This is a genomic window from Streptomyces sp. NPDC037242, from assembly GCF_055604165.1.
Window position 1 is genome coordinate 482,395 of record NZ_JBVJUY010000001.1, and the last position, 20,826, is coordinate 503,220.

Consider the following 20,826-nt stretch of genomic DNA (forward strand, 5'->3'; position numbering starts at 1 on the left):
GTCCGGGGTGGTCACGCTCAGTTCCCCGCGCGGGAAGCGGAGCAGGAGGAGCTGGCCGGACGGCCATCTGGACGGGGGTTGCCGGGTGCGTTAGCTTCCGGCGCCATGAGACTTCTGGGAGTTGGCATGTGCACGGCCGCATTATTGATGGGGATCATGGCCGCCCCGGCGCAGGCGGCGGGGGAGTCGCGCGAGGGGTTGCGGGGCGCGAACTGGGCCCTGAAGGAGACCGGCAAGGACTCCCGCTTCCGGGGCCTCTCGGCCGTCAGCCGGTCCACGGCCTGGGTGGCCGGGTCCAAGGGAACGGTGCTGCGCACGGTCGACGGCGGCCGCAGCTGGCACGACGTCTCGCCGCCCGGCGCCGTCGCGGAGGGCCTGGAACTGCGCGACATCGAGGCCTTCGACTCCCGCCGCGCGGTGGCCCTGTCCATCGGGGAGGGGGAGGCCTCCCGGGTCCTGCGGACCGAGGACGGCGGCGCCACCTGGACCGAGACCTTCCGCAACCCCGACCCGCGCGCCTTCTACGACTGCCTGACCTTCTTCGACTCCCGGCACGGGCTGGCGGTGAGCGACCCGGTGGACGGCCGGTTCCGCCTCCTGGCCACCGCCGACGGCGGCCGCAGCTGGCAGCCGCTGCCGAGCACCGGCATGCCGGACGCCCTGCCGGGCGAGGCCGGCTTCGCGGCCAGCGGGCAGTGCCTGGTCTCCGCGGGCTCCCGCGACGTCTGGCTCGCCACCGGCGGCGGGGCCGCCGGACGGGTCCTGCACTCCGCGGACCGCGGCCGGACCTGGCGGGTGGCCGACTCCACGGTTCCCGCGGGGGACCCGGCGCGAGGAGTCTTCGGCCTCGCCTTCCGCGACCGTACGAACGGCCTCGCGGTCGGCGGCGACTACCGCACCGGCCAGCCGTCCCCCCGGGCCGCGGCGCTCTCCCCGGACGCGGGCCGCACCTGGCTGCCGGCGGCCACACCGCCGCCGGCCTACCGGTCGGGGGTCGCCTGGCACCCCTTCGGCCGCGCGACGGCGCTGGCGGTGGGCCCGACGGGTACGGACGTCACCGTGGACGGGGGCCGCACCTGGCGGGCGCTGGACCCGGGCTCGTTCGACACCGTCACCTGCGCGCCCGACGGCGGCTGCTGGGCGTCGGGCGAGAAGGGCCGGGTGGCCCGGCTGGAACGCCACTGACCCCGCGGGGACGAGACGGGCGCGGGCGGCACCGGCCCGCGCCCCGGACGGCGCGACCTAGAGCGCCGGGTTCTCCCGTACCGCCGCGAGGTCCGCCGACGTCTTCGTGGCCATGAACTCCGTGATGCGGTAGGCGCACACGCCCGCCACCGTGAAGGGGTCCTCGGCCGCGATCTTCTCGATCTCGGCCCGGGAGACGCCCCCGGCCAGGATCACCCCGCCGTCGCGCGGGACCTTGCGGCCCGAGGCGAGGAAGATGCCGGACGCGTAGTAGCCGTCGAGCCAGGCGATGTGCGCGTCCATCTCCTCCTCCACGGATTCGACGGGTGCGGTGTAGGTGAGCTCCATGACGAACATGATCGCCAGGCTACTCTCGCTCCATCATGACGAGTGCGAAGACCCCCGCCGACGAGGCCGAGGCCCGGGCGATACAAGACGAACTGCGCGATCTGGTAGTGCTCGACGAGGTGGGACCCCCGCCGGGACGCGGGCTGGTCGCCGGTGTCGACGTCGCCTACGACGACGAGCGCGACCTCGTGGCCGCCGCGGCCGTCGTCCTCGACGCGGCCACCCTCCAGGTGGTCGAGGAGGCCACCGCCGTCGGGCACGTCAGCTTCCCCTACGTGCCCGGCCTGCTCGCCTTCCGGGAGCTGCCGACCGTGCTGGCCGCGCTCGACGCCCTCACCGTCACCCCGGGGCTGGTCGTCTGCGACGGCTACGGACTGGCCCACCCGCGCGGCTTCGGCCTCGCCTGCCACCTCGGGGTGGTCACCGGGTTGCCCAGCATCGGCGTCGCGAAGAACCCGTTCACCTTCACGTACGAGGAACCGGGCGCCCGGCGCGGCGACGCGGCCCCGCTGCTCGCGCCCGACGGCGCGGTCGTCGGGCGGGCGCTGCGTACGCAGGACGGCGTCAAGCCGGTGTACGTCTCCGTCGGCCACCGGGTCTCGCTGGACAACGCCTGTGCGCACGCACTGGAGTTGAGCCCCCGCTTCCGGATCCCCGAGACCACTCGGCACTCCGACTCCCTGTGCCGGCGCGCCCTGCGCGAGGCGTCCTGAGCGGTCAGGTGCGCCAGGACAGCTCCGCCGTCGCCGTGCAGTCCCACTGGAGGGCCTGCTCCCGGTTTCCGCCGCCGGCCCGGATCGACACGCAGCGGCCGCTGTTGCGGCTGACCAACTGCCAGCCCCGGTACGCCGCGTCGAACCGCAGCGTCCAGTACTGGTCGGGGTAGAGCCCGCAGATGTACTGGGTGATGACCACCCCGTTCTCCTTGCGGGCCGCGTCGACCGACAGGCACTGGCCGCTGTTGGCGTTGCGGACCGAGTACGCGCCCTGCCCCTCGGCCCGCAGCTGCCAGAACTGCTCGTTCCCGCCGCCGCAGCGCTCCTGGACCAGGCCCATCGCCGCCGAGGTGCTCGCGTCGGGCACCGACAGGCACATCCCGGTGGCCGCGTTGGTGAAGCGGAACCACCCCGTCGGCAGGGGCGGCGCCTGCACCGGCGGCGGCGAGGCCGGGGTGGTCCTGGCCGTCGCCGACGGAGCGGGCGCCGGGGTGCGGCCGCCGCTGCCGGCCGGCGGCGGGGAGGAGGGGGGCGGGGCGGCCGCCGACGCGGAAGGCGAAGCCGACGGGGAGACCGGCGCGGACGCGGACGCCGACGCGGACGCGGTGGGGCTCGCGGACGGCGACGGCGAGGCCGAGTGCGGCGCGGCGGCGGAGCTCCCGGACCCGCCGGCGGCACGATTCCCAGTGCCCTTGAGGGGGGCCAACTGCCAGGCTCCCACGGCAATGGCGGCGACCAGAACGGCCCCGACCCCCGCGAGCACCCCCCGTCGCCAGGGCCGCCGTAACGAGGCCACGGGCACAGGCACGGGCAGCACCGGCGTGTCAGCAGACCCGGGCTCAGGCTCCGGCGCGTACCCGGAGCCGGACCCGGACCCGGACCCGGACCCGGCCCCGGCCCCGGCCCCGGGCTCAGCCTGCGGTGCAGTCCCGGTCCCGGTCCCGGGCGTGGCGCCGGTCCCGGGCGTGGCGCCGGTCCCGGGCGTGGCGCCGGACCCGGGCGTGGCGCCGGACCCGGGCGTGGCGCCGGACCCGGGCGTGGCGCCGGTCCCGGGCGTGGCGCCGGTCCCCGGCGTCGCCCCGGACCCGGGAGCGGGCGTGGTCCCGGACCTGGGTGTGGGCTCGGACGCGGGCGCGGGCTCCGGCGCGCACCCGGAAGCGGATCCGGACCCGGGCTCCGGCTCCGGCGTCGCCGGGGCGGCAGCCGCACCCGTACCCGGACCCGCCGCCGCCAGCGGCACCCGCGGATCCGCCGCCAGCGCCCGCAGCCGGTGCTCCACCTCACCCGCCTGCGCGGGCCGCCCCGCCGGGTCCTTGGCCAGTAGCTCCGCCAGCAGCGCGTCCAAGCCGCCAGGCAGGCCCGGCCGTAGCGCGCTCGGGACGGGCGGCGGCACCGACTTGTGCAGCTGGGCCACCTCCTGCCAGTCCGTACTGCGGAACGGCGGCTGCCCGGTGCACAGTTCGAAGAGCACGCACCCCAGGGCGTACAGGTCGGTCCGCCCGTCGGCGGCGGCCCTGGACCAGCGCTCCGGCGCCATGTGGTGGGGCGAGCCGAGCACGGTGAACTCGCCGGTGAGCCGGGTGGGGTCGGACCGGTGCCGGGCGATGCCGAAGTCCAGCACCTTCACCCGGCCGCCCACCCGGGTGATCATCACATTGGCGGGCTTGATGTCCCGGTGCACGACCCCCGCGTCATGGGCCGCCGCCAGCGCCGCGCAGATCTGCGCCGCCCACTCCAGCGCCGTCGCCAGCGGTGGCACGCCCCGGCGCAGCACCGTCGACAGCGGTTCCCCGTCGACGAGTTCCATGACCATGTACAGCGTGCGCTCCCCGGCGGGCTCCGCCTCGCCGAAGTCGTACACGGCCGCTATGTGCGGGTGGGCGAGGCTGCCCGCGAGCGTGGCCTCCTTCGCCATCCGCAGCCCCTCGGCGGGAGTCCGGGGATGCCCTGTCTTGACCGCCACCGACCGCTGGATCCGGCTGTCGTACGCCTTCCAGACCACTCCGAAACCACCGGCGCCCAGCTTCTCCTCCAGCCGGTACCGCCGGTCCAGCACATCGCCCGCCCGCATAGCCCCCGCCCGCCCGCATCGCCCCACCCGCGCAGACCCGCCCGTGAATCGAGGCGATGCTCTCACGGTGGCCGGGCCCTGTCACAGGATCGCGGAGGGCCGATCGCACCCGGCGCGGCTCAGCGGGCGTCGACCACCCGGAAGCGGATTCCCGCCTTCTGGAGCCGGTCCAGGAGCGCGTCGCCCATCGCCACCGCCGGGGTGAGCTGACCGGCGGCCTCCGGCAGGGCGTCGTAGGCCAGGCAGAGCGCCGCCTCGGCCAGCATCTTCGCCGTCTCCCCGTAGCCCGGGTCGCCGCCGGACACCTCCGTGAACACCCGCCGCCCGCCGCCCTCGCCGACGAACCGCACCGTGAACCAGCTGCGCGCCCGCCGCTCCGCGTCCGGCCCGCGGCCCGGCTCCCAGCGGCCGGCCAGCCACCGCCGCACGGGCGGGACCTGGGCCAGGGCCACCGTCGCCCCCACCGCCGCCACACCGCCCACCGCCGCGGGCAGGTGCTCCACGGACGCGTACTGCCGGTAGCGGAAGTCCGGCCCGTACCGCTCCAGCGCGGCCGCCGACCGGGCCACGACCTGGGGGTCCAGGGTGGGCAGCGGCAGCGCCCAGGTCCCGGTCTCGCGGCTGAACCGCGGCGCGCCGACGGGCCCCCGGACCCGCCGCTCCGGCAGCCGGGGCTCGTGCAGCCGGCGTGCCCGGGCCGCGGCCAGGTTCTGGCGGCCGCGGCCCATCGCGGTGAGCAGGGTGGTCAGGGTGCCGCCCGAGAAGAGGGCGTTGGAGCGCATGAACCCGTCGACGCGCAGCGGGACGCCGGCGGGGAGCTGCTGCACCGTGAAGTACGCCCCGAGGTCGGCCGGGACCGAGTCGAAACCGCACGCGTGGACGAGCCGGGCGCCGGTCTCGCGGGCCCGCGCGTCGTGCTCGACGTACATCCGGTCCACGAACTCCGGCTCTCCGGTGAGGTCGAGGTAGTCGGTGCCCTCCTCGGCGCAGGCGGCGACCAGCTCCGCCCCGTACAGGACGTACGGGCCGACGGTGCTGGCCAGCACCCGGGCGGACGCGGCGAGTTCGCGTACCTGCCCGGCGTCCCGGGCGTCGGCCCGGAGCAGGGGCAGGGCCGCGCAGGCCGGGTCGATGGCGGCCAGGCGCTCGCGCAGCCGCTCCAGTTTCGCGGTGTCGCGGCCCGCGAGGGCCCACCGGCAGCCCGCGGGGGCGTGCGCGGCGAGGTATTCGGCGGTGAGCGCCCCCACGAATCCGGTCGCGCCGAAGAGCACGACGTCGTAGGCCCGTTCCTGATCGCCTTGCCGAACCTGTGCGTTCATGCCCGCTCCTCCCAGCTGGTGTCGGGGGCTGAGGCTAGCGTGAGTTCCGACTGTCCGTGCGAGCAGGTGTGACCTGCGGTAAATGGAGGCGGCGATGAAGGCTGCGGTACGCAAGTGGGAGGCGGTGCGCGAGTTCGCCCTCGGGCTCCCGGAGGCCGTGGAGGATCACCCTTGGGGGCCCGAGGACTGTGTGATGAAGGTCAACAAGAAGATCTTCGTCTTCCTGGGGAACACGGACGGTCCCCAGCCGCCCGGGCTCTCGGTGAAGCTCAAGGACGAGGCGCTGCACGGGCACGCGATGACCGCGCCCGGCGCGGAGCCCACCGGGTACGGTCTGGGCCGGTCCGGCTGGGTGTCCGTGCCCCTGGGGGAGAAGGGGGCGCCTTCGCTCCAGGTGCTGTGCGAGTGGGTGGAGGAGAGCTACCGGACGGTCGCGCTCAAGCGCCACGTCAGGGAACTCGACGCGCGGATCGGGCCAACCGGCTAAGCGCTTGCTCGCCAGGGGCTTGTGCTGAGTGGAACACGTTCCTAGCATCACTGGTGTTACATCAGTTGTGTCACACAGTCGTACACCAGAGAAGCTGGGGGCTCGATGGCAGTGACAGGGAACGGGCAGAGCGCCGCGCACGGGACCGGACGGGCCCCCGCGCCGGGCAACGGCCCGCTCGCCGGAGTGCGCGTCGTCGAGCTGGCGGGCATCGGGCCGGGCCCCTTCGCCGCCATGCTCCTCGCCGACCTGGGGGCGGACGTCGTACGGGTGGACCGGCCGGGCGGCGGCGGGCTCGCGGTCGACCCCGCCTTCGACGTCACCAACCGCAACAAGCGCTCGGTCCTGGTCGACCTGAAGTCCGCCGAGGGGCCCGCCCGGGTCCTGGACCTGGTCGAGCGCGCCGACGTGCTCATCGAGGGCTTCCGCCCCGGGGTCGCCGAACGGCTCGGCGTGGGCCCGGCCGACTGCCACGCCAGGAACCCGCGGCTCGTGTACGGCCGGATGACCGGCTGGGGCCAGGAGGGCCCGCTGGCACACACCGCCGGGCACGACATCGCGTACATCGCGGTCACCGGCGCCCTCGGGATGATCGGCGGGCCGGGCGAGCCCCCGGCCGTGCCCGCGAACCTCGTCGGCGACTACGCGGGCGGCTCCCTCTACCTCGTCATCGGCGTCCTCGCCGCCCTCCAGCACGCCCGCACGCCCGGCGGCAGCGGGCAGGTCGTGGACGCGGCGATCGTCGACGGCACCGCCCACCTCACCGCCATGATCCACGGGATGATGGCGGCCGGCGGCTGGCAGGACCGGCGCGGGGCCAACCTCCTGGACGGCGGCTGCCCCTTCTACGGGACCTACGAGACCTCCGACGGCCAGTACATGGCGGTCGGCGCGCTGGAGCAGCAGTTCTACGACACCTTCGTGGACCTGCTCGGCATCAAGGACCAGGCCCCCGCCCGCAAGGACCTCGCCCGCTGGGGCGAACTGCGCGGGGCCGTCGCCGCACGCTTCAAGTCCCGTACGCGCGAGGAGTGGACGGCGGTGTTCGAGGGCACCGACGCCTGCGTGGCGCCCGTGCTCTCGCTGCGCGAGGCCCCGCACCACCCCCACCTCGCCGCGCGCGGGACCTTCACCGAGTACGGCGGGATCACCCAGCCCGCCCCCGCCCCGCGCTTCTCCGCGACGCCGAGCGCCGTCACCTCCGGACCCGCCCGGCCCGGCGCGGACACCGAGTCCGTGGCCGCCGACTGGGGCGCAGCGGCCCTGCTCGGGAAGGAGGCGTGATGGAACTGTCGATGATGCTCGACTACGCCGGGGACCCGCGCCGGGCCGCCGACCAGGCCGCCGCGCTGGAGAGCGCGGGGCTGGACGCGGTATGGGTGGCCGAGGCGTGGGGCTTCGACTCCCCGACGATCATGGGCTACCTGGCTGCCCGCACCGAGCGGATGAAGATCGGCTCGGCCATCCTCAACGTGTACTCCCGCACCCCCGCCCTGATCGCCCAGACCGCCGCCGGGCTGGACGCGATGTCCGGCGGGCGGGCGCTGCTCGGCCTCGGCGCCTCCGGCCCGCAGGTGGTCGAGGGCTGGCACGGGATGCCGTACGACAAGCCGCTCGGCCGCACCCGGGAGACGGTCGAACTGTGCCGCCGGATCTGGCGCCGGGAGACGATCGACCACCACGGCATCACCGACATGCCGCTGCCGCCCGAGAAGGGCGGCCGGCACGGCAAGCCGCTGAAGATCCTCACGCGGCCGGTCCGGGACGCCGTCCCCGTCTACATCGCCTCGCTCGGCCCGGCCAACGTGCGCCTGACCGCCGAGATCGCCGATGGCTGGCTGCCCACCCTCTTCGTCCCGGAGAAGGCCCACGCGGTGTGGGGCGCGGCCCTCGCCGAGGGCGAGGCGCGCCGCGCCCCGGAGCTGGGCCCGCTGCAGACCGTCGCGGGCGGACTGCTGGCCATCGGGGAGGACGCGGCGGCCGTACGGGACCTCGCGCGCCCGCAGATCGCGCTGTACGTCGGGGGCATGGGCGCGCCCGGCAAGAACTTCTACAACGACCTCGCCGTCGCCTACGGGTACGGCGAGGAGGCCCGGAAGATCCAGGAGCTGTACCTCGCCGGCCGCAAGCGCGACGCGGCGGCCGCCGTGCCGGACGAGTTCTGCGAACTGATGACCCTGTGCGGGCCCGAGGGCTACGTGCGCGAGCGCGTCGAGGCCTTCCGCGAGGCGGGCGTCACCATGCTCAACGTCACGCCGGTCGGCCCCGAGCCGGCCCGGCTGATCGAAACCGTCAAGAGCTGGCTGTAGGAATGCAGGGAGACCATTGATGAAGCGCCAGATCTTCGACGCCGAACACGAGGCGTTCCGCGAGACCGTGCGCACCTTCCTCGCCAAGGAGGTGCTGCCCCACTACGAGCAGTGGGAGAAGGACGGCATCGTCAGCCGGGACGCCTGGCGGGCGGCCGGCCGTCAGGGACTGCTCGGCATGGCCGTCCCGGAGGAGTACGGGGGCGGCGGCAACACGGACTTCCGGTACGCGGCCGTGCTCGCCGAGGAGTTCACCCGGGCCGGGGCCCCGGGCCTCGCGATCGGCCTGCACAACGACATCATCGGGCCGTACCTGACCTCGCTGGCCACCGAGGAGCAGAAGCGCCGCTGGCTGCCCGGCTTCTGCAGCGGCGAGACGATCACCGCCATCGCGATGACCGAGCCGGGCGCCGGCTCCGACCTCCAGGGGATCCGCACCAGCGCCGAGGACCGCGGCGACCACTGGGTGCTCAACGGCTCCAAGACCTTCATCTCCAACGGCATCCTGGCCGACCTGGTGATCGTGGTGGCGAAGACCACCCCGGAGGGCGGGGCCCACGGCCTGTCGCTGCTGGTCGTCGAGCGCGGCACGGAGGGCTTCGAGCGGGGCCGCAACCTCGACAAGATCGGCCAGAAGGCGCAGGACACCGCCGAGCTGTTCTTCCACGACGTGCGCGTCCCCAAGGAGAACCTGCTCGGCGAGCTGAACGGCGCCTTCGTGCACCTGATGACCAACCTCGCGCAGGAGCGGATGGGCATCGCGATGGCCGCCATCGCCGCCGCCGAGTACCTGGTGGAGATCACCACGCAGTACGTGAAGGAGCGCGAGGCCTTCGGCCGGCCGCTCGCCAAGCTCCAGCACATCCGGTTCGAGATCGCCGAGATGGCCACCGAGTGCGCCGTCACCCGGTCGTTCCTCGACCGGTGCATCAGCGACCACTCGAGCGGCGAACTGGACCATGTGCACGCCTCGATGGCCAAGTGGTGGGCCACGGAGCTCCAGAAGCGGGTGGCCGACCGCTGCCTGCAACTCCACGGCGGATACGGATACATGACCGAATACCGGGTCGCGCGGGCCTTCACCGACGGCCGCATCCAGACCATTTACGGCGGCACGACCGAGATCATGAAAGAGATCATCGGTCGTTCCCTGCTCGGCTAACCTCCCCTCGAAAGGCTTGACCAGTGAGCACCGAAGCTTACGTATACGACGCGATCCGCACGCCGCGCGGTCGCGGCAAGGCCAACGGCGCCCTGCACGGCACCAAGCCGATCGACCTGGTCGTCGGCCTCATCCACGCCCTGCGCGAGCGCAACCCCGGGCTGGACCCCGCCACCATCGACGACATCGTGCTCGGCGTCGTGGGGCCGGTCGGCGACCAGGGCTCCGACATCGCCCGGATCGCGGCCATCGCCGCCGGGCTGCCGGACACCGTGGCCGGCGTACAGGAGAACCGCTTCTGCGCCTCCGGCCTTGAGGCCGTCAACCTGGCCGCCGCCAAGGTCCGTTCCGGCTGGGAGGACCTGGTCCTCGCGGGCGGCGTGGAGTCCATGTCCCGCGTGCCCATGGCCTCCGACGGCGGCGCCTGGTTCAACGACCCGATGACGAACTGGGACGTCAACTTCGTCCCGCAGGGCATCGGCGCCGACCTGATCGCCACGATCGAGGGATTCTCCCGGCGCGAGGTGGACGAGTATGCCGCGCTTTCCCAGGAGCGCGCGGCCGCCGCCATCAAGGACGGCCGCTTCGCGAAGTCCGTGGTCCCGGTCACCGACCGCAACGGCCTGGTCGTCCTAGACCACGACGAGTTCGTGCGCCCGGGAACGACGGCCGACACACTGGCCAAGCTCAAGCCCTCCTTCGCCGACATCGGCGAGCTCGGCGGCTTCGACGCGGTGGCGCTCCAGAAGTACCACTGGGTCGAGAAGATCGACCACGTCCACCACGCGGGCAACTCCTCCGGCATCGTCGACGGCGCCTCCCTCGTCGCCATCGGCTCCCGCGAGGCGGGGGAGCGCAACGGTCTGCAGCCGCGCGCCCGGATCGTCTCGGCGGCCGTCTCCGGCTCCGAGCCCACCATCATGCTCACCGGTCCCGCCCCCGCCACCCGCAAGGCGCTCGCCAAGGCCGGGCTGACCATCGACGACATCGACCTCATCGAGATCAACGAGGCCTTCGCGGGCGTCGTCCTGCGCTTCGTCAAGGACATGGGCGTCTCCCTCGACAAGGTCAACGTCAACGGCGGCGCCATCGCGCTCGGCCACCCGCTCGGCGCCACCGGGGCGATGATCCTCGGCACGATCGTCGACGAACTGGAGCGCCAGGACAAGCGCTACGGCCTCGTCACCCTCTGCGTCGGCGGCGGCATGGGCGTCGCCACCGTCGTCGAGCGGCTCTGAACCGTCCTGCATCCCCGCCCCCTGGACCTTCCGATACGAAAGCAGTGACCATGAGCGAGTCCAGCACGATCCGCTGGGAGCAGGACGAGACCGGCGTCGTCACCCTGACCCTCGACGACCCGAACCAGTCCGCCAACACGATGAACCAGGCCTTCAAGGACTCCGTCGCGGCGGTGGCCGACCGCGCCGAGGCCGAGAAGGATTCCATCCGCGGCATCATCATCACCTCCGCCAAGAAGACCTTCTTCGCGGGCGGCGACCTCAAGGACATGATCCGGCTCCGCCCCGAGGACGCGCAGCTCGCCTTCGACACCGGCACCGAGATCAAGCGCTCCCTGCGCCGCATCGAGACCCTCGGCAAGCCCGTGGTCGCGGCCATCAACGGGGCCGCGCTGGGCGGCGGTTACGAGATCTGCCTCGCCTCCCACCACCGGGTCGCCCTCGATGCGCCCGGCTCGAAGATCGGCCTGCCCGAGGTCACCCTCGGCCTGCTCCCGGCCGGCGGCGGCGTCACCCGTACCGTCCGCCTGATGGGCATCGCCGACGCGCTGCTCAAGGTCCTGCTGCAGGGGACCCAGTACAACCCCCAGCGCGCCCTCGACAACGGCCTGGTCCACGAACTGGCCGCCACTCCCGAGGAGATGCTGGCCAAGGCGCGCGCCTTCATCGACGCGAACCCGGAGTCCAAGCAGCCCTGGGACGTCCCCGGCTACAAGATCCCGGGCGGTACGCCGTCCAACCCGCGCTTCGCCGCCAACCTCCCGGCTTTCCCGGCCAGCCTGAAGAAGCAGCTGAACGGGGCCCCGTACCCGGCCCCGCGCAACATCCTGGCGTGCGCCGTCGAGGGCTCCCAGGTGGACTTCGAGACCGCGCTGACCATCGAGGCCCGCTACTTCACCGAGCTGGTCACCGGGCAGACCGCCAAGAACATGATCCAGGCGTTCTTCTTCGACCTCCAGGCCGTCAACGCAGGCCGCAGCCGCCCGCAGGGCGCCGCACCGCGCAAGGTCACCAAGGTCGCCGTGCTCGGCGCCGGCATGATGGGCGCGGGCATCGCCTACTCCTGTGCCCGCGCGGGCATTGAGGTGGTCCTCAAGGACGTCACCCCCGAGGCCGCCGCCAAGGGCAAGGCGTACTCCGAGAAGCTGCTCGACAAGGCCCTCTCCCGGGGCCGTACGACCGAGGCCAAGCGGGCCGAGCTGCTGGCCCGGATCACCCCGACCGCCGACGCCGCCGACCTGGCGGGCTGCGACGCCGTCATCGAGGCCGTCTTCGAGGACACCGGGCTCAAGCACAAGGTGTTCCAGGAGATCCAGGACGTCATCGCCCCCGACGCGCTGCTCTGCTCCAACACCTCCACCCTGCCGATCTCCGGCCTCGCGGAGGGCGTCAAGCGCCCCGCCGACTTCATCGGCCTGCACTTCTTCTCGCCCGTCGACAAGATGCCGCTGGTGGAGATCATCAAGGGCGAGCGCACCGGCGACGAGGCCATCGCCCGCGCCTTCGACCTGGTCCGCCAGATCAACAAGACCCCGATCGTGGTCAACGACTCGCGCGGCTTCTTCACCTCGCGCGTCATCGGCCAGTTCATCAACGAGGGCGTGGCGATGGTCGGCGAGGGCATCGAGCCCGCCTCGATCGAGCAGGCCGCCGCCCAGGCCGGCTACCCCGCCAAGGTGCTCTCCCTGATGGACGAGCTGACCCTCACCCTGCCCCGCAAGATCCGCAACGAGACCCGCAAGGCCTTCGAGGCCGAGGGCCGGGCGTGGGCCGAGCACCCCGCCGACACCGTCATCGACCGCATGGTTGACGAGTTCGGCCGCCCCGGCCGCAGTGGTGGCGGCGGCTTCTACGAGTACGACGAGGCCGGCAAGCGCGCCCGCATCTGGCCGGGTCTGCGCGAGCACTTCGGCAAGCCGGACGCCGAGATCCCCTTCGCCGACATGAAGGAGCGGATGCTCTTCTCCGAGGCGCTGGACACCGTCCGCTGCCTCGACGAGGGCGTCCTCACCTCCATCGCCGACGCCAACATCGGCTCCATCATGGGCATCGGCTTCCCGGCGTGGACCGGCGGCGTGATCCAGTACATCAACGGCTACGAGGGCGGGCTGCCGGGCTTCGTCGCCCGCGCCCGCGAGCTGGCCGGGACGTACGGCGAGCGCTTCACCCCGCCGGCCTCGCTGGTGGCCAAGGCCGAGCGCGGCGAGACCTACGCGGACTGAGGCCGCGTACCGCTGACGGAACGCGGGGGCCGCCCCGGGGACTTCCCCGGGGCGGCCCCCGCCGTATGACGGGGGACCCGAGATGCGCCGCGGCCGGACGCGGCGCACGATGAACAGGGCACGCGTCCCCGTTCGAGCGGGCGCGGCGCGGGGAGCGCCACCGACGTGCCGGGGGACCTACCGTTCACGTGCCCGGGGACCCCACCGTTCACGTGCGAAGAAACGGGGAGCCTCATGAAGAAATCCCTGGTGGCCGCACTTGCCACTTCCGCGACGGCGGTCCTGCTGGCCGCGCCGGCGACGCCCGCGACCGCTGCTTCACCGTATTGCAACCAGACCACCCCGAGCAGCTCGATCCTCTTCTACAACGCGGACACCGGCTCGACGGGGACCGCCACCCTGTCGGCGGGGAACTACCAGTACAGGGGAGGGTTCAACCTTCCCACCGGGTACACGCACGCCGCCGCGAGCCGCGACTCGATGCTCCTGTACAACGCGGACACCGGGGCCGGGGAGACCGGCACCTTCACCGGGGGGCGGTACGCCCGCGTCGAGAGGTTCGACGACTTCTCGACGGGCTGGAGCCTCGTCGAGGCGTCGGGCGACTCGATCATCTTCTACGACGCCGGTTCCGGCCGGGGAGTCACCGGCACGCTGAAGAGGGGCAGATACCAGGAGGTACGCCAGTACGACAACTTCAGCTCGGGCTGGGCGTTCATGGCCGCCTCCTGCGACACGCTGCTGGCCACGACGGCCAGGAAGGGGTCGACCGAGTTCCCCAAGAGCAACGTCGGCTACGGGAGCCTGAAGGGCGGCGTCTTCACCAACGTGGGCAACAGGGACGGAGACGTGTTCCTGGGGACCCTGGTCGCCACCAAGGACTCGGTCCTGGGCATGGCGAGGAACAGTTCCGAACTCCGGTACAAGCTGGCCTCGGCGACCAACGGCACGGTCGGCTCGTTCCGCGACATCGGCACCTCGGGCGTGTGGGACCTGGTGGGCCGGACCGGGGACAGCCTGTTCTTCTACAAGGACGACGGGACCTCCTGGATCTCGAAGCTCAGCGGCGGCAGGTACGCCAACGTCGGCCCGCTCAACGAGGTCTCCTCGGGCTGGACGATCATCGAGGGCGGCGTCTGAGCCCGCCCTCCCGGCCGAGCCCGGCCCTCCCGGGCCCCGCATCCGCGGGCGGCGTTCACTCGGAGCCGGCCGGCTCCGAGACGAACGCCGCCCGCAGCTCCTCCCTCAGCGACCGCTGAAAGGCCGTCACCAGGGCCTGTACGACCATCGGTTGCATGTGCGCCGACAGCGCCTTCATCGACTCCACCCGCTCCGGATCGCTCTCGCCCAGCGTGAACGGCCCCCACACCTCGTCCCGGAACAGCGCCGTCAGCTCGTGCGCCGCCGACCTGGTGTGCTCCATCAGCACCTTGCGGGCCGCCAGGATCGTCTCGTGCGCGATCGGTACGTCGAGCAGCGCGACCCCCAGCCGCAGCAGCCCCACATCGACGCGGAAACCGTCCCCCGAGGCGGCGAGCACGTTCATCGCCGTCAGCCGCCGCAGGTCGGTCTCCGACAGGCTCCGACCCGCCCGCTTCTCCAGCTCCTCCAGGGAAGCCTCCTGGGCCGCGTCCGGGGCCCAACTGGCCACCATCGCACGGTGGATCGCCAGATCGTGCGCGCTCAGGTCGTCGGGCAGCGCGTCCAGATAGCGCTCGATCGCGGACAAGGTCATGCCCTGGTGCTGCAACTCCTCGATCAGCGCCAGCCGGGACAGGTGCTCCGGCCCGTAGTGCCCCACCCGACGGGGTCCGATCACGGGAGGGGGCAAAAGCCCGCGAGTGCTGTAGAACCGTACGGTGCGGACGGTTACGCCCGCCCTGGCCGCCAGCTCGTCGACGGTGAGCATCGGCTCGGGTGCCTGGTCGGTCATCGTCTGCGCCTCGATCTCTGCTCCACAGCTTGGGTTCAACAGTATTGCTGTCGCACCAACGATGTGAAACGGCCAGGAGCTGCCCATGACCACGAACCTGCGACTGCCCGGACGACCCGAAGAACTCACCCTCCCCGCCCTGCTCGCCCGCAACGCCGCCGATCACGGCGCCCTCCCCGCCCTCTCGTGGCGCGAGGGCCCCGGCTGGTCGACGCTGACCTGGTCCGAGGTGCGCCGCAAGGTCGCCGTCCTCGCCTCCGGGTACGCCGCCCTCGGCATCGAGCGCGGCGAGCACGTCCTGCTGATGATGGGCAACCGCCCCGAGCACTGGCTGAGCGACCTCGCCCTGGTCCACCTGGGCGCCGTCCCCGTCACCGTGTACGGAACCTCCGCGCCCGAGCAGATCGCGCACATCGCCCGGCACTCCCGCGCCAGGGTCGCGGTCGTCGAGGGCGCCCGCGAGCTGGCCCGGTGGGAACCGCTGCTGGCCGACGCCGGGGTCCCGCTGGAGCGGCTGGTGGTGGCCGAGGCCGCCGACGCCGGCCCGCACCGCACCTACGGCTCCCTGCACGCGAGCGGAGCCCGGGTGCACCGCCCCGACGCCTTCGAGAAGGCCTGGCAGGAGTCCCGGCCCGAGGACCCGCTGACCGTCGTGTACACCTCGGGCACCACCGGCGACCCCAAGGGCGTGCGGCTGACCCACCGCAACATCATGCTCCAGGCGGTCCGCCTCGACCGGCACGTCGAGCTGCCCGAGCACGCCGAGCACATCTGCTACCTGCCCTTCGCGCACATCGCCGAGCGGGTCCTCGGCATCTACCTGCCGCTGCTGCGGGCCGCGCACGTACGGCTGTGCGCCGACCCGGCCGCCGTCGCGGGCGCGGTGCGCGAGCTGCACCCGGTGCAGTTCTTCGGCGTGCCCCGGGTGTGGGAGAAGCTCGCCGCCTCCGTACGGGCGGTCCTCGCGCAGCTCCCGGCGGAGCAGCGGGAGGCCATCGAAGCCGCCAACGACCTGGCGCGCACCCGCGCGGGCCACCGGGAGCGGGGCGAGGAGGTGCCGCAGGCGCTCGAAGCCTCGTACGGCCGGGCCAAGGAGCAGGTGCTGGATCCGCTGCTGGGGCTGGCCGGGATGGACCGGCTGCTGTGGACGGCCAGTGCGACCGCGCCGATGCCGATCGACGTGGTCCGCTTCTGGGCGGGCTGGGGGATCACCATCATGGACGCCTGGGGGCTGACCGAGACCTCGGGTGTGTGCACGGTCAACAGCCCGGACGGCTTCCGGCTCGGGTCGGTGGGCCGGCCGATCGAGGGGCTGGAGCTGCGGCTCGCCGAGGACGGGGAGATCCTGACCCGCGGGGCGACCGTCTTCGGCGGCTACCTGCGGCCCGACGGCTCGGTGGAGAGCGCGTCCGACGCGGAGGGCTGGTTCCCGACCGGGGACATCGGCCGGCTGGACGAGGACGGGTTCCTCTGGCTGACCGACCGCAAGAAGGAACTGATCATCACCTCGAACGGCAAGAACGTCTCGCCGGCGCTGGTGGAGAACACGGTCAAGGAACACCCGTTGATCGGGCAGGCGCTGGTCCACGGCGACGGCCGCTCCTACCTCGTCGCCCTGCTCGTCCTGGACCCCGAACTGGCCCCAGCCTGGGCGGCCGCCCGCGGCATCGAGGCCGCCTCTCCCGCCGACCTCGCCGAGCACCCGGCCGTCCGCGCGGAGATCGCCCGTGCGGTCGAGGCGGCCAACGCCCGGCTGAACCGCACCGAGCAGATCAAGCGCTACCGGCTGTTGACCGAGGAGTGGGGCCCCGAGAGCGGGGAGCTCACCCCCTCCCTCAAACTGCGCCGCCGGGTGGTCCGGGACAAGTACGCGGCCCTGATCGACGGGCTGTACGAAGGCGAGCCCGAGGCGCCGTAACCCGAACGGCCCAGTCCGGTGGGCGGATGTCCGCCCACCGGACAAGGGTGGGGGAATGCCGATACCCGCGGCTCCGCTCGTGGACCCGGCCGGGCGGGCCATCGGCAAACCGGTGCCCACCAGCTTCGCCACCGACATGATCTGGGTCGGCCTCGGCATCTTCCTCGGCGGCTGCATCGGCATCCCGGCGCTCAAGGCCGGCGGGGTCCCGATCTCGCTGTCCACCTCGGGCGGCGCGCTGATCATGGGCCTGGTCTTCGGCTGGATCCGCAGCAAGTACCCGACGTACGGCAACGTCCCGCCCGGCGCCCAGTGGTTCATGGACACCCTCGGGCTCTGCCTCTTCGTCGCGGTCGTCGGCATCAACGCCGGGCCCAGCTTCACCGGCGGGCTCTCCACCGCGGGCTGGGGGCTGCTGCTGTTCGGCGCGATCGCCACGCTGATCCCACTGCTCGTGGGGTTCCTCGCGGGTCACCACATCCAGAAGATCCGCTTCCCGATCCTGATGGGCGTCCTCGCGGGCGGCCAGACCACCACGGCCGCCATCGGCGCGGTCAACGAACAGGCCAAGTCCCAGGTACCCGTGCTCGGTTACACCATCCCGTACGCCGTCAGCAACGTGCTCCTGACGATCTGGGGCGCCGTCATCGTCCTCCTCCGCCATTGACCCCGCACCACCTACGCAAAGGAAACGCCGTGCCGGAGACCAGCTTCAGCCGCGAGGAGATCCAGTCCTTCGCCCAGCTCAGCCCGTTCGAGCTGAAGGACAAGTTCATCCAGCTCGCCACCGCCGTGCAGGAGGACAAGCCGGGCCAGAAGGAGACCACCGCGCGGGCGATGCTCAACGCGGGCCGGGGCAACCCCAACTGGATCGCCGCCGGACCCCGTGAGGCCTTCTACGCCCTCGGCTACTTCGCGCTCGAAGAGTCCCGGCGGGTGTGGACGGCCGACAACCTCGGCGGGATGCCCGAGAAGAAGGGTATCGCCGAGCGCTTCGACTCCTGGGTCCGGCGCCACCCGGACCTGCCCGGCGTGGAGATGCTGTCCGCCTGCATCCAGTACGCCCTCACGCGCTGGCCGTTCGACAAGGACGCCTTCGTGCACGAGCTGACCGACTCCATCACCGGCGACAACTACCCGGTCCCCGACCGGATGCTGGTGCACGCCGAGCACATCGTGCGGGGGTACATCGGCGACGAGATGTTCGACAAGCAGCCGCCCGAGGGCAACAACCTGTCGCTGTTCGCAACCGAGGGCGGCACCGCCGCCATGTGCTACATCTTCGACTCCCTGATGAAGAACGGGATCCTCCACAAGGGCGACAAGATCGCCCTGATGGCCCCGGTGTTCACCCCGTACATCGAGATCCCGGAGCTCGACACCTTCGAGTTCGAGGTGGTGAACGTCTCCGCGAGCCTCTTCGCGGAGACCGGGGTGCGCCAGTGGCGCTACCCGGAGGAGGCAGTGGCCCAGCTGGCGGACCCGGCGGTCAAGCTCGTCTGCCTCGTCAACCCCAGCAACCCGCCGTCGCTGGCGCTGAGCGAGCGCGTCGCGAACCAGATCAAGGACATCGTGGCGGGCCCCAACCCGAACCTGCTGATCGTCACCGACGACGTGTACGGCACCTTCGTGCCCGGCTTCCGCTCGGTCGCCGCCGAGCTGCCCCGCAACACCCTGCTCGTGTACTCGTACTCCAAGCACTACGGCTGTACGGGCTGGCGGCTCGGCGTCATCGGCCTGCACGACGACAACGTCATCGACGAGATGATCGCGAACTTCCCGCAGGAGCAGAAGGACCGCCTGGCCAGGCGCTACGGAACGCTCACCCTGGAGCCCGACCGGATCCGCTTCATCGACCGGCTGGTCGCCGACTCCCGCTCGGTGGCCCTCAACCACACCGCCGGCCTGTCGCTGCCGCAGCAGACGATGATGGTGCTCTTCTCGCTCTTCGACATGCTGGAGGAGGGCCAGGCGTACAAGGAGCACCTGCGCCAGATCGTCCACCGGCGCCTCGACCTCCTACTGGAGGGCGCCCAGATGAAGATCTCCGACGACGACCGGCGGGCCGCGTACTACATCGAACTCGACCTGCTGGCCGAGGCCGAACGGGTCCACGGCAAGGACTTCGCGGACTTCCTGGAGAAGAACTACGAACCGGTCGACCCGCTCTTCCGCCTCGCCGAACAGACCTCGGTCGTCCTCCTCAACGGCGGCGGCTTCGACGGCCCCGAGTGGTCGGTCCGCGTCTCCCTGGCCAACCTCGACGACCTGGACTACCTGAAGATCGGCCACCACCTGCGCGAGATCTTCCAGGACTACGCCACGGAATGGGAGCGCGCCAAGGCCTCCGCCTGACCCGGCGCCGCTCCCCTGAGCCCTCGCGGGCCGGGCGGGGCGGGGGGAGACTTGGGCTATCGGGGAACACAGGGGGATCTCCGGACCGCCGGAGCGGACAAACGTGGAGCAGCCATGACGGCAACGACGCGGGACCAGACGCCCGTGGCCTTCGAAGGCGACGGTGTGGAACTGCGGATGCGCGAGATAGGCGGCGACTTCTCCGTCGGCTTCGTGCGATTCGCGAAGGGCGTGGACATGACGCCGGCGTTCAAGGGGCTCCCGGACGACCTGTGCACGTGCCCGCACTGGGGATACGTGTTCAAGGGGAAGGTCAAGCTGCACTTCAAGGACGGGGACCGGGTCTACCAGGAGGGCGATGCCTTCTACTGGGAACCCGGTCACGCTCCGGAGGCGTTGGAGGACTGCGAGTTCCTGGACTTCTCGCCGACGAAGGAGTTCCAGGTGGTCGTCGACCATGTGGCCGCCTCGCTGCCCTCGTGAACGGGGCCGGCCGCCGGACCTGGGTCGGTACGGCGGCCGGGTGGGGGGTTAGCGGCCGATCAGGGGGTAGTGGTCCGAGAGGTTGTCATAGGTGTAGGAGGTGCCCCAGCTGGAGACCGTCCAGGGCGCCGACTGCTCCTTGACCACGTTGTTCTCCCAGCCCGCCGGGCGGGCGTTGCCCTTGCGGTAGAGGACGTAGTCCAGGTCCTCGCGCGGGTCGTTCGGGTAGCGGTAGTTCGCGATCGAGTTCAGCGCGGTGTCGAAGGAGTACGGGTGGCCCGTGCGCGTGTCGGAGCCGGCCAGGTCGGCGTTGGCCAGCATCGTGGCGTACTCGGGGGTGCGCGAGTCGACGTTCATGTCGCCCGCCACGATGACCTGCTCGTTCGCCGGGATGTTCTTCCCGTCCAGGAAGGCGTCTATCGCCCGGAACTGGCGGGCGCGCATGTCCGCCGCCTCGCCCGAGCCGCAGCCCGGGTCGGTGGACTGGGCGTGCGTGCCGAGCACGTGCACCTTCGAGCCGTTGACGTTCAGCACGACGTAGGCGAAGCCCTTGTTGGACCACCAGTCGGCGCCGCAGGCGTCCTTGTAGACGACCTGCTCCTTGCGGACGATCGGCCACTTGCTGAGGATCGTGACGCCGCCGTCCTCCGGGGTCGTGGAGGAGTACGCGCCGCCCGTGGCGTCCCAGCCGCTCTTGCTGCGGCCGACGACCGGGGTCTGGTACGGGTACTGCGCGGCCGAGTTGGCCTTGAGGGCGTCCGAGGCGCCGTTGTCGAAGGCCTCCTGGATCACGACCACGTCGTGGCCCTGGTAGAAGGACGTCTTGGGGATCTCCGCGGCCCGGTGGTCCTGGCCCCAGTTCGGGTAGAGGTTCTTGCTCATCAGGAACACGTTGTACGACAGCACGCTCAGCCGGGGTGCGTCGGCGCTCTCCGCGGCCGTGGCGGCGGGCGCGGTCGTGCCGGCCAGCGTACCGGCGGCGATCATCGCGACGGCGGCGGCCGCGGCCCGGTTGCGGCGGGGCGAGGTGTTCGGCATGGGGGACTCCATCATTCCTGCGGGGGAAGATCGACGCCGTCA

General features: G+C 72.2%; 17 protein-coding genes and 1 pseudogene. 13 read left to right on the forward strand and 5 right to left on the reverse strand.

The window, feature by feature from the left end; translation table 11 throughout:
* Positions 1–105 precede the first annotated feature (105 nt).
* Complete coding sequence (locus tag ACZ7GJ_RS02045; protein WP_470748456.1) at positions 106–1,185, forward strand: WD40/YVTN/BNR-like repeat-containing protein; 1,080 nt, start codon at positions 106–108, stop codon at positions 1,183–1,185.
* A gap of 57 nt (positions 1,186–1,242) precedes the next feature.
* Here ACZ7GJ_RS02045 and ACZ7GJ_RS02050 read toward each other — a convergent pair whose 3' ends face one another.
* Complete coding sequence (locus tag ACZ7GJ_RS02050; protein WP_470748458.1) at positions 1,243–1,542, reverse strand: YciI family protein; 300 nt, start codon at positions 1,540–1,542, stop codon at positions 1,243–1,245.
* A gap of 26 nt (positions 1,543–1,568) precedes the next feature.
* Here ACZ7GJ_RS02050 and ACZ7GJ_RS02055 point away from each other — a divergent pair, with 26 nt between their 5' ends.
* Complete coding sequence (locus tag ACZ7GJ_RS02055; RefSeq protein WP_470748460.1) at positions 1,569–2,246, forward strand: endonuclease V; 678 nt, start codon at positions 1,569–1,571, stop codon at positions 2,244–2,246.
* A 4-nt stretch (positions 2,247–2,250) separates the two neighbouring features.
* Here ACZ7GJ_RS02055 and ACZ7GJ_RS02060 read toward each other — a convergent pair whose 3' ends face one another.
* Positions 2,251–4,320: a serine/threonine protein kinase gene (locus ACZ7GJ_RS02060; RefSeq protein ID WP_470748462.1), complete on the reverse strand. Its 2,070-nt coding sequence runs from the start codon at positions 4,318–4,320 to the stop codon at positions 2,251–2,253.
* Positions 4,321–4,439: 119 nt separating this feature from the next.
* Positions 4,440–5,639, reverse strand: a complete 1,200-nt coding sequence (locus tag ACZ7GJ_RS02065; RefSeq protein ID WP_470748464.1) for a saccharopine dehydrogenase family protein — start codon at positions 5,637–5,639, stop codon at positions 4,440–4,442.
* A gap of 82 nt (positions 5,640–5,721) precedes the next feature.
* Between ACZ7GJ_RS02065 and ACZ7GJ_RS02070 the strand changes: the two genes are divergently transcribed.
* The 7 genes from ACZ7GJ_RS02070 to ACZ7GJ_RS02100 all read left to right on the forward strand — a co-directional run bounded on the left by ACZ7GJ_RS02070 (position 5,722) and on the right by ACZ7GJ_RS02100 (position 14,197).
* Positions 5,722–6,126, forward strand: a complete 405-nt coding sequence (locus tag ACZ7GJ_RS02070) for an MmcQ/YjbR family DNA-binding protein (protein ID WP_470748466.1) — start codon at positions 5,722–5,724, stop codon at positions 6,124–6,126.
* A gap of 105 nt (positions 6,127–6,231) precedes the next feature.
* Complete coding sequence (locus ACZ7GJ_RS02075) at positions 6,232–7,410, forward strand: CaiB/BaiF CoA transferase family protein (protein WP_470748468.1); 1,179 nt, start codon at positions 6,232–6,234, stop codon at positions 7,408–7,410.
* The gene (locus ACZ7GJ_RS02080; protein WP_470748469.1) at positions 7,410–8,435 is read left to right on the forward strand and encodes an LLM class F420-dependent oxidoreductase; all 1,026 of its coding nucleotides are present in this window, start codon (positions 7,410–7,412) and stop codon (positions 8,433–8,435) included. The genes ACZ7GJ_RS02075 and ACZ7GJ_RS02080 overlap by 1 nt, the downstream gene beginning before the upstream one ends.
* A 19-nt stretch (positions 8,436–8,454) precedes the next feature.
* The gene (locus ACZ7GJ_RS02085; RefSeq protein WP_470748470.1) at positions 8,455–9,597 is read left to right on the forward strand and encodes an acyl-CoA dehydrogenase family protein; all 1,143 of its coding nucleotides are present in this window, start codon (positions 8,455–8,457) and stop codon (positions 9,595–9,597) included.
* A 23-nt stretch (positions 9,598–9,620) separates the two neighbouring features.
* Positions 9,621–10,835 carry an acetyl-CoA C-acetyltransferase gene (locus tag ACZ7GJ_RS02090; RefSeq protein ID WP_470748471.1) on the forward strand — a complete coding sequence of 405 codons (1,215 nt, stop codon included), beginning with the start codon at positions 9,621–9,623 and terminating at the stop codon, positions 10,833–10,835.
* 50 nt (positions 10,836–10,885) lie between these two features.
* Positions 10,886–13,057: a 3-hydroxyacyl-CoA dehydrogenase NAD-binding domain-containing protein gene (locus ACZ7GJ_RS02095; RefSeq protein ID WP_470748473.1), complete on the forward strand. Its 2,172-nt coding sequence runs from the start codon at positions 10,886–10,888 to the stop codon at positions 13,055–13,057.
* Between the two features lie 234 nt (positions 13,058–13,291).
* On the forward strand, positions 13,292–14,197 hold the full coding sequence (locus ACZ7GJ_RS02100) for a hypothetical protein (RefSeq protein WP_470748475.1): 906 nt from the start codon (positions 13,292–13,294) through the stop codon (positions 14,195–14,197).
* A gap of 55 nt (positions 14,198–14,252) precedes the next feature.
* Here ACZ7GJ_RS02100 and ACZ7GJ_RS02105 read toward each other — a convergent pair whose 3' ends face one another.
* Positions 14,253–14,990 carry a MerR family transcriptional regulator gene (locus tag ACZ7GJ_RS02105; RefSeq protein WP_470748477.1) on the reverse strand — a complete coding sequence of 246 codons (738 nt, stop codon included), beginning with the start codon at positions 14,988–14,990 and terminating at the stop codon, positions 14,253–14,255.
* Between the two features lie 85 nt (positions 14,991–15,075).
* Between ACZ7GJ_RS02105 and ACZ7GJ_RS02110 the strand changes: the two genes are divergently transcribed.
* From ACZ7GJ_RS02110 to ACZ7GJ_RS02125, 4 genes and pseudogenes are all read left to right on the forward strand, one after another.
* Positions 15,076–16,908: an AMP-dependent synthetase/ligase gene (locus tag ACZ7GJ_RS02110; RefSeq protein ID WP_470748478.1), complete on the forward strand. Its 1,833-nt coding sequence runs from the start codon at positions 15,076–15,078 to the stop codon at positions 16,906–16,908.
* A gap of 76 nt (positions 16,909–16,984) precedes the next feature.
* Positions 16,985–17,575: pseudogene (locus ACZ7GJ_RS02115) on the forward strand (aspartate-alanine antiporter-like transporter); the annotation flags it as partial.
* Between the two features lie 29 nt (positions 17,576–17,604).
* Complete coding sequence (locus tag ACZ7GJ_RS02120) at positions 17,605–19,263, forward strand: bifunctional aspartate transaminase/aspartate 4-decarboxylase (protein WP_470748480.1); 1,659 nt, start codon at positions 17,605–17,607, stop codon at positions 19,261–19,263.
* Between the two features lie 114 nt (positions 19,264–19,377).
* Positions 19,378–19,746 (forward strand): cupin domain-containing protein, encoded by a 369-nt coding sequence (locus ACZ7GJ_RS02125; RefSeq protein ID WP_470748482.1) that lies wholly within the window; start codon positions 19,378–19,380, stop codon positions 19,744–19,746.
* Between the two features lie 48 nt (positions 19,747–19,794).
* Here the strand turns inward: ACZ7GJ_RS02125 and sph are convergent, their stop codons facing one another.
* Positions 19,795–20,784 (reverse strand): sphingomyelin phosphodiesterase, encoded by a 990-nt coding sequence (sph, locus tag ACZ7GJ_RS02130; protein ID WP_470748484.1) that lies wholly within the window; start codon positions 20,782–20,784, stop codon positions 19,795–19,797.
* Between the last annotated feature and the right edge of the window lie 42 nt (positions 20,785–20,826).

Coding starts and splice junctions, on each gene's coding strand:
- ACZ7GJ_RS02085 (WP_470748470.1), top strand. CDS start 8,455: ATGAAGCGCCAGATCTTCGACGCCGAACACGAGGCGTTCCGCGAGACC.
- ACZ7GJ_RS02065 (WP_470748464.1), bottom strand. CDS start 5,639: ATGAACGCACAGGTTCGGCAAGGCGATCAGGAACGGGCCTACGACGTC.
- ACZ7GJ_RS02100 (WP_470748475.1), top strand. CDS start 13,292: ATGAAGAAATCCCTGGTGGCCGCACTTGCCACTTCCGCGACGGCGGTC.
- ACZ7GJ_RS02095 (WP_470748473.1), top strand. CDS start 10,886: ATGAGCGAGTCCAGCACGATCCGCTGGGAGCAGGACGAGACCGGCGTC.
- ACZ7GJ_RS02070 (WP_470748466.1), top strand. CDS start 5,722: ATGGAGGCGGCGATGAAGGCTGCGGTACGCAAGTGGGAGGCGGTGCGC.
- ACZ7GJ_RS02050 (WP_470748458.1), bottom strand. CDS start 1,542: ATGTTCGTCATGGAGCTCACCTACACCGCACCCGTCGAATCCGTGGAG.
- ACZ7GJ_RS02055 (WP_470748460.1), top strand. CDS start 1,569: ATGACGAGTGCGAAGACCCCCGCCGACGAGGCCGAGGCCCGGGCGATA.
- ACZ7GJ_RS02080 (WP_470748469.1), top strand. CDS start 7,410: ATGGAACTGTCGATGATGCTCGACTACGCCGGGGACCCGCGCCGGGCC.
- ACZ7GJ_RS02060 (WP_470748462.1), bottom strand. CDS start 4,320: ATGCGGGCGGGCGATGTGCTGGACCGGCGGTACCGGCTGGAGGAGAAG.
- ACZ7GJ_RS02110 (WP_470748478.1), top strand. CDS start 15,076: ATGACCACGAACCTGCGACTGCCCGGACGACCCGAAGAACTCACCCTC.
- ACZ7GJ_RS02075 (WP_470748468.1), top strand. CDS start 6,232: ATGGCAGTGACAGGGAACGGGCAGAGCGCCGCGCACGGGACCGGACGG.
- ACZ7GJ_RS02125 (WP_470748482.1), top strand. CDS start 19,378: ATGACGGCAACGACGCGGGACCAGACGCCCGTGGCCTTCGAAGGCGAC.
- ACZ7GJ_RS02105 (WP_470748477.1), bottom strand. CDS start 14,990: ATGACCGACCAGGCACCCGAGCCGATGCTCACCGTCGACGAGCTGGCG.
- sph (WP_470748484.1), bottom strand. CDS start 20,784: ATGCCGAACACCTCGCCCCGCCGCAACCGGGCCGCGGCCGCCGCCGTC.
- ACZ7GJ_RS02045 (WP_470748456.1), top strand. CDS start 106: ATGAGACTTCTGGGAGTTGGCATGTGCACGGCCGCATTATTGATGGGG.